This is a genomic window from Flintibacter hominis (assembly GCF_014287965.1).
In the GTDB taxonomy this organism is placed as follows: domain Bacteria; phylum Bacillota; class Clostridia; order Oscillospirales; family Oscillospiraceae; genus Lawsonibacter; species Lawsonibacter aceti.
In genome coordinates, this window is the sequence record NZ_JACOPO010000001.1 from 369,545 (window position 1) to 384,421 (window position 14,877).

Annotated in this window: 10 protein-coding genes; 8 read left to right on the forward strand and 2 right to left on the reverse strand. The window is 48.4% G+C overall.

Going from position 1 to position 14,877, the window contains the following annotated elements; genetic code table 11:
• The first annotated feature begins 8 nt into the window (after positions 1–8).
• The 8 genes from H8S11_RS01785 to H8S11_RS01820 all read left to right on the forward strand — a co-directional run bounded on the left by H8S11_RS01785 (position 9) and on the right by H8S11_RS01820 (position 9,799).
• Positions 9–1,199, forward strand: coding sequence for an AAA family ATPase (locus H8S11_RS01785; RefSeq protein ID WP_186851971.1), 1,191 nt, complete (start codon positions 9–11; stop codon positions 1,197–1,199).
• Positions 1,200–1,292: 93 nt separating this feature from the next.
• The gene (locus tag H8S11_RS01790; RefSeq protein ID WP_186851972.1) at positions 1,293–1,526 is read left to right on the forward strand and encodes a complexin-2; all 234 of its coding nucleotides are present in this window, start codon (positions 1,293–1,295) and stop codon (positions 1,524–1,526) included.
• A gap of 629 nt (positions 1,527–2,155) precedes the next feature.
• Complete coding sequence (locus tag H8S11_RS01795; RefSeq protein WP_186851973.1) at positions 2,156–2,395, forward strand: DUF6061 family protein; 240 nt, start codon at positions 2,156–2,158, stop codon at positions 2,393–2,395.
• Between the two features lie 227 nt (positions 2,396–2,622).
• Positions 2,623–2,847, forward strand: a complete 225-nt coding sequence (locus tag H8S11_RS01800) for a helix-turn-helix domain-containing protein (RefSeq protein ID WP_186851974.1) — start codon at positions 2,623–2,625, stop codon at positions 2,845–2,847.
• Between the two features lie 10 nt (positions 2,848–2,857).
• Entirely contained in the window at positions 2,858–4,009 is a 1,152-nt protein-coding gene (tcmP, locus tag H8S11_RS01805) for a three-Cys-motif partner protein TcmP (RefSeq protein ID WP_186851975.1), read from the forward strand.
• Between the two features lie 12 nt (positions 4,010–4,021).
• A complete protein-coding gene (locus H8S11_RS01810; protein WP_243200887.1) occupies positions 4,022–4,786 on the forward strand; it encodes a radical SAM protein in 765 nt (254 codons plus the stop codon).
• Positions 4,787–4,796: 10 nt separating this feature from the next.
• Complete coding sequence (locus H8S11_RS01815) at positions 4,797–6,887, forward strand: site-specific DNA-methyltransferase (protein ID WP_186851976.1); 2,091 nt, start codon at positions 4,797–4,799, stop codon at positions 6,885–6,887.
• A 5-nt stretch (positions 6,888–6,892) separates the two neighbouring features.
• Positions 6,893–9,799 (forward strand): DEAD/DEAH box helicase, encoded by a 2,907-nt coding sequence (locus tag H8S11_RS01820; RefSeq protein WP_186851977.1) that lies wholly within the window; start codon positions 6,893–6,895, stop codon positions 9,797–9,799.
• Between the two features lie 327 nt (positions 9,800–10,126).
• On the opposite strand, the gene H8S11_RS01825 is transcribed toward H8S11_RS01820, so the two are convergent.
• Both H8S11_RS01825 and H8S11_RS01830 read right to left on the reverse strand, forming a co-directional pair.
• Positions 10,127–13,714: an S-layer homology domain-containing protein gene (locus tag H8S11_RS01825; protein ID WP_186851978.1), complete on the reverse strand. Its 3,588-nt coding sequence runs from the start codon at positions 13,712–13,714 to the stop codon at positions 10,127–10,129.
• A 32-nt stretch (positions 13,715–13,746) separates the two neighbouring features.
• Positions 13,747–14,874, reverse strand: coding sequence for a zinc-ribbon domain-containing protein (locus H8S11_RS01830; protein WP_207721876.1), 1,128 nt, complete (start codon positions 14,872–14,874; stop codon positions 13,747–13,749).
• Positions 14,875–14,877 lie beyond the last annotated feature (3 nt).

Sequence of the window (14,877 nt, forward strand, 5' to 3'; positions counted from 1 at the left end):
ATTTGACTATGACCGATGAGAAAAAGAAAATGACCGCCCAAAGCTCATCTGTTGGCGCAGATGATGGGCAGTCAATCTCAAAAAACTCTGAAAATAGTATATCCATTTCTGAGCAAAAAAGCAACGATGAAATTGTAAACTCCCAGGACAGTCTGGAAGAAATGTACCGCAAGATGCAGCGCATGACAGACCCCCGATACCTGCATACACTCACAATGACAGAGCTGTTCCAGACCACCTATAAGAGTAGGCCGCCGGTGGTGGAAGGCCTGCTTTACGCAGGAGCATATATCCTTGCCGGAGCGCCCAAAATCGGTAAGTCCTTCCTAGTAGCTCAGATTGCCTACCATGTCAGCACCGGGCAGGATTTGTGGGGATATAAAGTCCATCAGGGAACGGTGCTTTACCTTGCGCTGGAAGATGATTTTCAGCGTATCCAGAGCCGGATGTTTATGATGTACGGCGTGAACGATACCCTCAACCTCCACTTCGCCACCGCCGCCGGGAAGATTGGGAATGGATTGGATGAACAGCTGAAGAATTTCGTGCAGGAGCACCCGGACACCAATCTCATTATCATTGACACTATGCAGAAAATCCGTGAGGTAGGCGGTGAAGCGTACAGTTATGCCAGCGACTATGAGATCATCGGCAGAATCAAGCAGTTTGCCGATCAGCATGGAATCTGTGTTCTGACCGTTCATCACACCCGGAAGCAGCAGGCAGACGATTCCTTTGAGACGATTTCCGGCACCACAGGATTGCTGGGCTGTGCAGATGGTTCGCTGCTGATGCAGAAGAAAAAACGCACGGAACTGGACTCTACTATCAAAGTTGTGGGGCGGGATCAGCCGGATCAGATTCTCTATTTGAAGAAGGACCCGCAGACCCAAATCTGGAATCTGGAACGCATGGAAAACGAGTTGTATAAAGAACCGCCGGACCCGGTGCTGGATGCAGTTGCAAAGTTGGTTTCTCTTGAGTGCCGGGAGTGGATCGGCTCTCCATCCGAACTGGCTGAAGCCATCCAAACGGGAATGGCCTCCAATGCCCTCACTAAGTATCTGAATGTCAAGGCAGGCAGACTGCTGGAGGAATACCATGTTGGCTATGAAAATAAGGCCAAACATTCCGGTCGGCAAGTGAAATTGACCTATATGCTGGTAGAGCCAATCTCCTGTGAAGTAACCGAAGAATAAGGGGCGCGACGATAGCGACGGTCGCGACGGTGAAAATGATACCGTCAAAAACACCGTCGCTATCGTCGCAACCGTCGCGGAAAGGAAATGAATATGAAAGGTGTACAAATTACCTATGACCTTTTTGTAGCTTTGGTGGAGTATCATCTGGCCTATGACGATGATTATGACGAGGAAATTCATCGGGGGTTGGAGCAAAAGTTAGATGCGATGGTGCGGCATGAACTGTATGCAAAATATAAGACCGCGCCCACCGCAGAAGAACGGGAGCAGGCCCGGCAGGAATACCTGGATAAGCGAGGGATATTCCCGGATTTTCGCTGGTAACAGGTGCTTACTTTCATACTAATCTCGCGGATGAAATTAGCACCAAAGTCAATCTTCTCCCTGTTGGCTTGAACAGGAGCGTGACACGCTCCTGTTTTTTCCTGGCAAAAGGAATGGCAAACGGCAGTTTTGGCAAAGAAATTTCGCTAAAAAGCATCTCGGATGAGGTGGTGTTTTGCCACCCCATTATCCCAAAGGGTGCCCCATTTTAGGGCACCCCAAAATCACCATAGGATGTCGCGTTTCACGACACCCCATGCCCCAAAAACAGAACACAGGATGCGGAGTAAAAGAGAACGATAGGTAGGCATTTTGCCCATACATCAAGCGAGGGCTACTGTGTTTTACGGCAGCCCGCAAAGTAATAAGGGTGGAACGATTTATTCCAGGGGATCTTAAAGGGGGCGGCGTTTTGGCATCCCCTTTCAAAGCGTTCGCAGAACGCGCAGCCACAGAATGAAATTCTGTGTTCAAAAGGGGCTTGGGGGCGCTGCCCTCAACAAGCAGACGGCAGGAAATGTGAGTGTGTATTAACACTCGCATTGCTTGCCTGTATCTAAAACAACCGAAACAGCCCTTGTGCCGCTGCGGAAAATCAACCGAAATTTAAGCATTGGGAGGTAACGAGTATGAGAAAAATTTTGTCCTGTGAGTTTAACCTAGACACAGCCTGCGTGGAACTTCGACTGGATGATGGGATGCTACTCTCCATCGACTGCGCTGCCGTGGAAAACGAGGTGGCAAATAGTATGTGCCAGCGGTCAGAACTGGACTGGCTGATCTACAACGATTCGCTGGCCTATACGGAACTGATTTTGAATGGTGATCCGGAACTGTATCTGAAGGCAGTGACAGAAAAACTTTGTTAGACTAACGGTAAAGCAAATCCGCTAGAAGCGGTATCGAAAAAGATGCGCCTCTGGAGGATTTTTAGTTGCCCCAAAAGAGAGCTTTGACAAAGCGGCAAACAGAATTTTGTATTTGATAGAGAATATTCCTGCATTTATGAAGAAAATCTCTTGCTTGTTGATGGTGGATTAAGTTATACTATTAAGTATAGCTTGTTGCGCTTTTATAGAACTGCGAGGTGACTGCATTGGAAGTCAGTTTCAAAAAATTATGGAAGATGCTAATTGATAAAGACATGAAGAAAAAAGATTTGCAAGCATCTGCCGGAATTAGCTGGGCGTCTGTCACAAAGCTTTCAAAGAATGAGAATGTCAGCATGGAAGTGCTAATGAAGGTATGTCAGGCCATGAATTGCGACATTGGGGATATTATGGAGTTAATCCCCACAGAAGACGATACAAAACAAAAATGAGGTGGATTTCATGGTCAACAAAAGTTCAAAGTCTTTGATTAGTAAAGCAAGCCAACATACCATAAAGAAATTTGAACTGATTGAAGAGTATGTTAAATCTTGGGCTCAAAAGTTGATGCTGAATAACTTCTGCAACACATTGGTTTTCATTGATTGTATGTGTAACAGCGGCATCTACATCAATGATGAAAAGGGTCAGCAAACAGAAGGTACTCCTGTAAGAGTTGCAAAGGTGCTTTTAGATGTTGCAAGAAATTACCCCGGCAAAAATATTGAGATATATTTGAATGATATTGATCCATTAAGGGTTAAGGAAATCAAGAAACATTTGCCTAGTGATGAGCGGAATTTTCGTATCATTACCCAAGTTGGAGATGCCAGTGAATTTTTGCATATAATCGGTCCACAACTTTATGATGCCAAGTACCTCCATTATTTCCTTTTGTATGATCCCTATGATGCTTCTATTGATTGGGAGGCGTTGTTTCCCTTTTTTAGAAACTGGGGAGAGGTCCTAATTAATCACATGGTATCAGATCCTGTCAGAGCAATTACCCAGGCAAAACGCAAATCAACAAAGGAAAAATACGAAAATACATACCTTGCAGATTTTGAAAAACTAGTGCCTTATGGTAGTGATAAGAAGGCTTACGAGAAGCGCGTGAGAGAAATCATTACCACACTGAAAGGGAGCCGTAAGTATTATGTAGCGGCATTTCCGTTTTACAATAGCCAAAATTCCCAAGTGTACAGTCTCCTTCATTGTACCAGTAATGAGGAAGGCTTCAAATTATATAAGAAGTGTGCTTGGAAAGTTTTTGGTGGACAGTCATCAACCAAGCACTTGCACAGCAATCCTGATCAGCTTGTTATGGATTTTGGGGTAGGCACAAGCGGAATCATTTCTACTCAAACTGACGAATCGTGCTTTACTGTGCGGGACATTGCGAAATATCTCAGCCGAGAATTTGCTGGACGCCAGGACGTACTGCTTGACGAACTGTGGGACCATCTTGATAGCCATCCAGTATTTCCATCTGATGGATTTAGAAAAGAAATCAGAGCAGAGCTAAAAAGTATGTACGGCGTCAAACAACGATTAGAATACAACCCCACAACAGGAAAAAAAGAGTACCTACTTTCTTTCCAGAACCGAGACTAAGGATGAAATAATTTGAAAACTATTATACGAAAAACCATGCTCTATCAAACCGGTGTTGAGTATGGTGACTATACCATGAATCATATACAGGGGTGCTCGCATGGTTGCAAATTTCCCTGCTATGCATTTCTGTTAAAAAAAAGGTTTGGACAGATAAAGGATTATGAGCAATGGCTGGAGCCTTGCTTGGTATCCAATACCTTAGAGCTATTGGATCGAGAAATTCCTCGGCTCCGTGATAAAATACAATCTGTCCATCTTTGCTTTTCAACAGATCCATTTATGAATGGCTTCCCTGAAGTAAGTACAATGAGCATTGCAGCAATTCGTAAATTGAACCAAGCGGGCATTCGATGCACGACACTCACCAAAGGTATCTTACCGATGGAACTGGCACAGCTTTCTTCCGAGAATGAGCACGGGATAACATTGATCTCCCTACATGAGTCATATCGCGTGAAAATGGAGCCAGGTGCAGCTCCTTATGCAGACCGCTTAGGTGCTTTGAAAGCGTTGCATGATGCTGGATGCAAGACATGGGTCAGCATTGAACCATATCCCACTCCAAATTTGATAGAACAAGATTTACAAGAGATTTTAGATGCTGTGAGTTTTGTAGATAAGATTATCTTTGGTAGGACTAATTACTGCAAAGAAGCGAATTCTTACAAAAATCATAAAGCTTTTTACAATCAGATGGCAGCTCAGGTTATGGGATTTTGTGAAGAACACGGTATTCAATGCCATATAAAAGAGAAAACCATTACAGAAGGATGAGGGAATAGAAATGGCGCTTTTACAAGATTTGATCCAACAAATAGATGATCCAGCGCTGCGTGAGCGGATTTTGCAGGAAACAAATAAATTAGTAAAACAAAAGAAGTTTGGATTGGTGTTTGAAGAACACTTGCCGGAGTGTACGCCTCTCTATGATGTGCCAATTCGAGTTGGCTCTAAAGTTGCGCGAAAAATTGGATATGTCAGCGATATTTATACTGTCCTGAAAACAGAAGGTAGTGCCGTTCTGTGTGATCGCCGGGAAACACATGAACAGGTGACTTTCCAAAGGGATGAAATTGTGGCAATCGCAGAATTTGGAGAGCCAATTTATCCGACGCTCAGACCTTTGGATTATGTAGAGAATGCGCCTGATAGTGATCTTTGGCATACATTGATTGAAGCAGATAACTATCACGCACTCCAACTTTTAGAATATCTATATGCAGAAAAGGTAGACTGCATCTATATTGACCCCCCATATAACACGGGAGCTAAAGATTGGAAATATAATAACGATTATGTTGATAGTACGGATGCCTATCGCCATAGCAAATGGTTGTCCATGATGGAAAAGCGTTTGAAGCTGGCGAAGAAATTATTAAATCCGGAAGACTCGGTTTTAATTGTAACCATTGACGAAAAAGAATATCTACATTTGGGATGTTTACTAGAGGAAATTTTCTCTGAAGCTGAAGTCCAGATGGTATCCTCGGTAATTAACCCAAAAGGTTCTGCCAGAACTGGAAGATTTTCAAGAGTGGATGAATATTTGTTCTTTGTATTTTTAGGGAAATCGGAAGTTTATCCCTGTGAATCTGACATGCTGCGGGAGGTAAATGAAGATAAGCGCAGCGTCCGCTGGGCTGGTCTAATGCGAAATGGCGAAGGTTCAACACGGGGCCGAATTCCCAGTCTGTTTTACCCTATTTTTATTGATAAAACCACTGGGAAATTTCATTCTGTAGGAGAACCACTTAAGCCTGAACAGGATAGAAAAACGGTTATTTGCCCAGAAGGAACTATAGCAATGTTTCCGGTCAGTGGTTCTGGTCAAGAATTGCAGTGGCGACTATATCCGCCATCTTTCCTTAATTATTTGGAAAAAGGATATATTCGATTTGGAAAGCGCAACAAAAATGGCACACGTTCCGTATCTTATCTCCAAGATGGAATGATTAAGAAAATTGAAAATGGCCAAATTATTGTAACGGGGAGAAATCCGGAAGGTGATTTAGAACTTGAGTATGCAGATTCTCTAGGTACAAAAAAACCAGCTACTATTTGGAATTCAGTGTCCCATTCAGCCAGTGAACATGGAAGTAGCTTTATTAAGAATGTGTTGCCAGGTCGGAAATTTACATACCCAAAATCGCTCTATGCTGTCCATGACGCTATACGATTTATAACCAAAGAGAAAAAGGACGCCATTATTGTTGACTTTTTTGCAGGCTCCGGCACCACCCTTCACGCAGTCAATCTCTTAAACGCAGAGGACAACGGACATCGCCGTTGTATCATGGTGACAAATAACGAAGTGTCTGCAGATGAGTCTAAGGCTTTGCTTAAGCAAGGAATTAAGCCCGGTGACGAAGAATGGAACAAATTAGGGATTGCCCGCCATGTGACATGGCCTCGAACTGTGTGTAGCATCGAAGGTCACGATATAAACAACAATTCTCTGAAAGGCAACTATATTGGCTGTGATATTCCCATGTCCGATGGCTTCAAGGCAAACGCTGCCTTCTTCAAGCTGTTTTTTTTGGACAAGACATCCGTTGCCCTAGGTAGGCAGTTCAAGGAACTTCTCCCTGTCTTGTGGATGAAGGGCGGAGCCATCGGTAAATGTCCTACGGTAGATGAAGGTGACTTGCCCAACATGCTGATTCTGCCAATCAACAAGATGGCTATACTAATTGATGAAATCTACTATCCAGAATTCGATGAGCAGATAGCACTATATCCTGAAATTCAAACAGTATTCATTGTGACGGATTCTGAACCGGCTTATCGTGAAATGATCCGTAATTATAACGGGAAAGACTGTTACCAGCTATACCGTGACTACTTGGATAATTTCCGTATTAACACAGGGAGGTGATTAAGGTGAGAGTTGAATTATTTCCTTTTCAGAAGAGAGCCCTCGCTGATATTCGTATGAAAACAGCGGAAGCTATGGGCAGTTATCATCGAACCCACGCACCTCAAGTAGTTTCCTTTACTGCGCCTACTGGCGCGGGCAAGACGATTATTATGGCGTCTCTGATTGAAAGTATTTTCTTTGGCGACGAAAACTATGTAGAACAACCCGGCTCCATTATTGTATGGTTATCTGACTCTCCACAGCTGAACGAGCAGTCTAAGCAAAAAATTGATGCAAAAGCGGATAAAATTCGGCTTGGCCAGTGTGTTACGATCAGCGAGAACTCTTTTGACCAAGAAGTATTTGATGATGGTCATATCTATTTCCTAAATACACAGAAGCTCTCTGCAACATCGAAGCTAACCAAAAATGGTGATGGGCGTACCTATACTATCTGGCAGACTATTGCAAATTCCGTGCGTGATAAAAGCGACAGACTTTACTTTGTCATCGACGAGGCACATCGGGGTATGCAAGGAAAAGAGGCCAGCAAGGCTACTACCATCATGCAAAAGTTTATCAAAGGCAGCAGTGTGGATGGTATCCCGCCCATGCCGGTAGTAATTGGTATGTCTGCAACGCCTCAGCGATTCAATGCGTTGGTAGAGGGAACTGCTTCTACGATTCACAAATGTGTTGTTACAGCGGATGAAGTACGCGCATCAGGCCTTCTAAAGGACAGAATCGTTATTACATATCCCGAAGAGGATGCCGTTAACAATGATATGGCGATCCTACAAGCAGCAGCGGATGACTGGAAAGAAAAATGGGAACATTGGACACAGTATTGCTATGAGCAGCATTATGCCTATGTCAATCCGATTCTGATTGTGCAGGTATTAAACGGTAGCGGGAAAAAACTGACGGACACGGACTTGGATGATTGTCTTAGCAAAATCGAGGAACGAACAGGAGTTAAGTTTGAGGCAGGCCAAGTTGTTCATACTTTTGGCCAGGCAGCCGCTAATATTCAGGTAAATGGCCTTGATGTCCGTTATGAGGAGCCGTCTCGTATTGCCGACGACCGTAACATTCGTGTTGTATTTTTTAAAGAAAACCTGTCTACCGGCTGGGACTGTCCCCGTGCAGAAACCATGATGTCTTTTAAGCATGCCAATGATGCAACGTATATCGCGCAGCTTCTTGGGCGTATGATAAGAACGCCTATGCAGATGCACATTGAGGTGGATGATGTCTTAAATGATGTTCATCTTTATCTACCTTATTTTAACGAGGATACTGTTAAGGATATTGTAGAGGCGCTCCAAAACAGTGAAGGTGGCGAAATCCCAGCAGATATTGTTGGGGAGTCTACGGCGGGGAAAAAATTTGATACTCTTACGGTTAAATCCGGAAAAAAGGGCAAATCAACTCCTTGTCCAGGACAGCTGACATTGGATGGACTATTGCGTAATCCGGCGAAAAGTGATTTGAATCAGAACGCCAATCCTGTAAGTACCGAAACTTCTGATAGACCCAATTCTACGATGAGAGTAGAACCGGCTATTCAAAAGCCACAACAAGAGCTGCAGAAATCCAATCAGGTGCAGCCAGTATCAGGTGCTGAAAACCAGCCAAATCCTGAAACACATATTGATAATGTGACATCTTTTGATAGCTCCTCTGTGAGTGATTATGCACCAGCTATGATGGAAGGCCCTGATTCCTCCACAAGCGAAACTCCTGCGGATTTATTTGACAGGGAAGCGGTAATGAAGTTCATAAATGATTCAGGTCTGTTGTCGTACAATGTACGGTCGTTGCGGATTAGTAATTATTTGAAATCATTATATAAAATGGCGCACCTACTTACTATGTCTAGACTGTGGCGAGAAGCTATCCGTGAGGTACAATCTGAAATCGCTGACATGATCCATACTTATGTACAAGATTTGAAGGCCAAGAAAAAATATGAAGACCTAGTGCTGCAAGTCAAACAGTTCAAATTAGCTACGCAGATATTTGATGCCTTTGGTGAAACGGTTGACAACTACTCAGTGCACGATCTGTTTACTACGACAGACACTGACATAGACCGTCAATTCCGAATTGCGGATATAAAGCTGGGGAATGAAGGCATTGGTATGTTTTATGGCAACAAGTACATGGACGATGCTGATCCGAGTGGATTTAAAGTGGATGTTATTCTATTTGTTGCCGATGACGAATGCATGATTAAATTACACCAATATGCCGAAGCTCGCTTCCACCGCATGAATGATGATTATAGAAGGTATTTCGCAACCATCACTTCAGAGGATATACGGAGGCAATACGACCGAGTCGTATCAGATGGAGATGTAGTCAGCAAACACAATTTCCGTTTGCCGGAAACAATTCAAGTTCCCCACGAAAGTGGAGGAAAAGAATATAGGGACCATCTTTTTGTAAGTGAAGATACTGGGATAGCGAAGCTAAAGCTAAATCCTTGGGAATCGGGTGTCCTCGAGGAGGAACAAGGGAGAAAGGATTTTGTTTGTTGGATTCGGAACCCGTCCAGAGGCTCATGGGCCTTGTGTATTCCTTATGAGATGGATGGTGAAACGAAGCCTACATATCCAGACATCATTATTGTAAGAACTGATAAGGTGCTCGGATATGTAATAGATATTCTGGAACCACATAATCCTGCCTACAAAGATAATCTTGGAAAAGCGAAAGGGTTTGCAGAATATGCAAGACAGAATCCAGGTGTTGGCAGGATTCAGTTGATTCGCATGAGCGAGGATGCAGCTAAGAATAAGCGGTTTAAACGACTCGATATGTCCAAGAGTGCCATCCGAGATAAAGTATCACATGCTATGAGCAATGATGAACTGGATCATATTTTTTACACAGATGGATTTTTTGCGGATTCAATTGAAGATTGAGAAAAACTATGCTACAATACTTTTAAGCCACCCAATCGTGCATCTCAAGCAAAACCCCTGATAGGATGGCCTGGATAGATTTTTGATAGCAAAAGTCCGAATAGACCTTAGGATAAGGATAATCTGCATCAAATAAAACCACGACGAACTAAATCCCCTATACAAAAAAGTTTAGAAACGGATTTAACTCGGCGAGTGGGAGTAATTGTGGCAAAAGTCAGCGATAGTGAAATTTTATCTAAATTTAGGAGGGAGCCGTTCCAGTTGGAACGGTTCCCTCCTTTGTGCTCCTTAATTAGAAGGCGGGCAGGGGATAGATGGGCGCTGTTACTTCAACCTAGTCCAATCCTCCATGCCGTCGGACTTGGTATAGTTGTGGCTGTTGACAGCCTCCATGATCTGGTAGTAACCCCAATAGCCCTCGGCCACGTCGGGGAACTGACGGAGGCTGTCGGCGTGGGCGTCCACATAGTCCTTGTCTGCCGCCCGAGCCAGCATATTGTTTACGATGGTGGTCACTTCCGACCGGGTGATGGTGTTGTTGGGGCGGAAGGTGCCGTCGCTGTACCCGCCGATCCATCCATATTGGGAGGCGCTCATCACATAGGGATAGAACCAGTCGCTCTCGGACACATCGGAGAAGCCGGCTTCTCCTTCGCTCACTCTGTGAGCGAAGCCCATGGCGATGGTAGTGAACTCCGCGCGGGTAATGGCCCGGTCTGGGTCAAACCGGCCGCCGCCTACGCCGTCCACCATACCCAGGGAAGCCAGGGTGTTCACCGCCTTGGCGTACCACGCCTCGGTGGGCACGTCGGAGAAGGATACGGTAAGCTTCACATCCTGGTCCAGAAGCAGGGCGTAGAACATCTGGGCCACCTCCGCCCGTGTCATGCTCCGGTTGGGGCCAAAGGTGCCGTCAGGGTATCCGGTCAGATAGGCCATGTGGTCCTCCGCGTTGAGCCAGTTGGATACGCCGGTGTGGTCAGGGTCAGCCACCGGCTTGACAGCCCGGAACTGGGCCTGAATGGTGTGCTTCTCCCGGACGTTCTCAAAGGTGTAGGAGCGAACGGCCCCCACGCTTTCTCCGTCCACAAGCACGTCGGCGATCTCATACCCGATGTCCGCCCGGATGGTGAAGGTCTTGTCGCTGCCACGGGCAACACGGACGGAACCGCTGGGGCTGATGGAGCCGCCATCCTCCGCGCTGGCCGTGATGGTGTAACGGGTGGTGCCGCCGCCTCCGCCGGAGCTGCCGCCGCTCTCTTTCGTCCAGGCTAGGGCGAAGGGGGAGAAGCTGCCGTTAGCAGTGTCCCCGCTCAGGGTGAATTTCACGCCCTTGTCTGTCTTGGCGGCGGAAATCGAAACCACGTTGGAGTCATCGATCAGCTTTTCCATGTCCTCCGCTGTATCGATCTGGTACTCCCGGTGCAGACCCTCGAAGTGCAGGACGCTAAAGGTGTAGTCGTTGTAACTGCTCTTGACCGCTTCGGGGTAGGGCCAGAAGATGGTGATATCCCGGTCTGTGCTTACCCAGGCGTTGCCGTCGTGCTCGTTGATGAGGTCCAGATACTTGAACTCATACTGATTTTCTGTGAGGGCATGGCCTGTTTCAGCCGCGCGCTCTGCCAACAACGCTTGCGTGTCGGCCTGGGCCGCAGCGTCCCGTTCGAGAATATTGTCAAAGAGCAGGGCAATCTGTGGGTTGGCGTCGGGATCGGTTGTATCCGTGCCCAGCACGCCCAGGTCCTCTTGGCCGTTGGTATAGAAATGCGCGCCATCGGGAATCACGGCCACAGCGATTCCGTCGTCGGTATCCACGCCGTCCTCACTGTGGACCACGGGCTGAGCAATGTCTACGGTGTTGTCCAGAACTTTGTCCGGATCGGATACGCTGCGCACGGTCAGGGTGCCGGGGTAGAAGTCGATATCCACCGGGTCCCCGTCCTTAGTTTTCACAGTGAGCTCGTTCAGGTTGGTGGCAACAATCTCGTACTTGCCGGCCTGGCCGTCATCTTCCACAGTATCATATTCGTTGTCTGACAGAGCGTTTGCCTCTGCCTTTGGGACAAAGCCCTCCTCCAGCCAGGGCAGAAGGACGATTTCTCCCTCCTCAATGTCAGACAGGACGTACTCTACGCCCGCTTTGCCAGTGACAACGATTTCACCCAAGGTGACGTTTTCCGCACCCGTCACCTTGTAGCGGGCCGTGGGGAAGGAGTCGTCGTTGATGGAGTCGCCGCCGGTATAGGCCGTAATGTCCTGGGATTCAATCGTGATGGTCTTGGGCTCTATGACCGTCACCTGGAAAACGTAAGAATTGGTTACTGTCGCCTCGTAATCGTTGTCGCTTCCGAAGTCGATAAAATTATAATGTGATTTATAGAAGAGTTTTGGCTCTCCACCATTCCTGACGATATAGCCGTAAATCTCTACCATGTACTGGTTGGGGCTGATTCTCTCATGGTCTTTACTCTCAATGGGAATTTCTGAACGTTTTGTCTTTACACGATTCAGGATGCCGCTTCCCTCGCTGTTAGAGAAGATATCTGGCTCCGCAATGCTGCGCGGGCCATTTGGGGTCTGGTCGTACTCGTCCCACCAGCAGTATTGGAAGTAGACATATTCATCTTCCGTGCTGCCCTGTTCTTCCAGAAGCAGCGGATGGGACACCAGTACCCCGGCGGTGTGTTCCTGGTCATCTAGCTCTACGGTCAGGTTCCCGTTTGCCTGAGCGACGCCGTCCACCGAAAACTGGACTGTGGGGTTTTGCAGGGAATAGGACACCTTGGCCTGCGGGTTTGTCTGATTGGTATCCACTTTCCCCGTGTTTGTCAATGCGCTGCTGCCCAACATCCATTGTATATCGTAGCCAAGCTTTTCATCCGGTGTATTATCCAGAGTGGGGAGTGTATATGCTGTATCCTTCTCCCAAAAGTCAGTACCCTCAATCCGGGTATACTGAATAGACTGATAGTTCAGCTTTTCCTGCTGAATACCTGTGTCGCCAAATCGAATCGTCAGGGGATGGGTCATGGCATTTCTGGAAGTGCCTGTTGGATTGCAGTTAACTTTGTAATCCAGATAGCTCTCGCCATCATTAAAAATGATCAGCAGGTTGCTGTTTCCGGTATGGAACGCCTTACCGTTATAACCGGAATAATTCGAACTCCAGCCGTCTCCCTGCCGTTTTACCACGATCTGGGAGATGCGTCCGCTGTAGAATGACTCGCTGCCGATGGTCTCCACAGATTCTGGGATAACGACCTTCACATCCATTCCGGCGGAAAAGGCATCTTTGAAAGTCTGCTTTCCGATGGCTTTCAGGCTGTCCGGCAGTTCAAAGACCGTACTCTCCTCGCTGTTCGCTGTGCGGACAAACTCCAGCCCTGAACACCCATTGAAAACACTGCCGCTGCTGCCGTCAGCCGCCCCCAGGACCTCAAGGGTATCGGGCAGGATCACGCCGGTCAGACCCGTACATCTGCTGAAGGCGCTCTTTTCTATCGTCTGTACCTTTGTCTTAGATAAATCCAGTACGCCGATAATGGGCGCACCCATCGCCGCCTGACTTTCAATGGTGGTCAGACTGGTCGCTTCGGAGAAGTCGATCACGACTTTGGATTTTCCGAGGTTCGAAAATACATTCGTACCAACCGTACCACCCGAACCAATAGTCGTCACGCTGCTCGGTATCTTGATGGAGAAATACATCTCGTCTCCACTCGGATTAACACGTGAAAGCCAGTCGCTCGAGACCCCCCTATAGGCAGTCCCGTCGATGACCATGCCCTCCTCCGGCACCGCCATCGGATCATCCGGCGAGAGCCCGCTCCCGCCTGCCGCCCAGACTGACACCGGACCCAGGGAGAGGACCAGCGCCAGAGTGAGCAGGATCGCTGTCAATCGTTTCTTCATGTACTCATTTCCTCCTTGCGTATTAAGGTGTTTCATAGGTTCAAATGCGGCCTGTGCCGCTGTTTGACTGATTGGCCGGGGGCGGGGGCCCGCCGGCTTCGGGCTTTGCCCGCGCAGACGGGACAGCCGCTGTGCTGCTCTCCCGTCCGGGAGTAGATGGCCGCCTTCCACACGTGTCCATAGGGGCACTCCCACCATACCTTCCGCCGGCTCCCGGCCGTCACCTGCTCCGGCGTTAGGCTGCCGTTGAGCGTCCAGTACCACTGGGCCGCCACCTCCGGCGCCAGAGTAGCCAGGTCGTTGAAGCCCGCCAGCGCCTTCCGCCCTGCACAGTAGGGGCAGCCGCTTCCACCCATGGTCCGGGCCGCCGCCACCGCCTGGTAGTCGTGGCCCTTTTCGCACCGCCACCACACCTTCCGGTTGCTGTACGGCGACACCTGAGTTGGGGCCAGGGCGCCGTTCCGCATTGGGTGCCACTGGGCGGCTACCTCCGGGTAGAGGCTGGCCAGGTCGTTCTCCCCAGGGATTACCCGCTTGCCCGCGCAGTAGGGGCAGCCTGTGCCCCCAAAGGATCGAGACAGGACTCTGGCTTGCCACTCATGCCCCCGACAGCATTTCCACCATACCCTTCGGCGGCTCCCAGCCGTCACCTCCTGAGGCTTCAGCGACCCGTTCCTCGTGGGGTGCCATTGGGCGGCCAGCTCCGGGTGGGTAACAGCCAGATCGTTCTCCCCAGGGGCAGTTACCCGGTTGCTGCACACCGGACAGCCGCTGCCGGCTGTCCGGGACTTGACCACGGCCTGCCACTCGTGCCCTTTTTTGCATAGCCACCAGACCAGCCTGTGGCTGCCGGGGAGCACCTGGTCCGGGGTGAGAGGGGCGTTTTTCGTGGGGTGCCATTGGAAAGCCACCTCCGGAAAGCGGGATGCCAGGTCGGTCTGGCCGGGGACGGCCAGCTTCCCAGAGCAATAGGGGCACCCGGCCCCCGCGCTCACCCGGGCGTACACGGCGCTCTGCCACTCATGCCCCTTCCCGCACCGCCACCAGACCCGGCGGCTGCTCCCGCCACTTACTGTGTCCGGCGTCAGCGGCAAGTTTTTCGTGGGGTGCCACTGATCCAGTAGTTCCTCACGGCCCGTTTGCCGACACAACTGATGCATCGT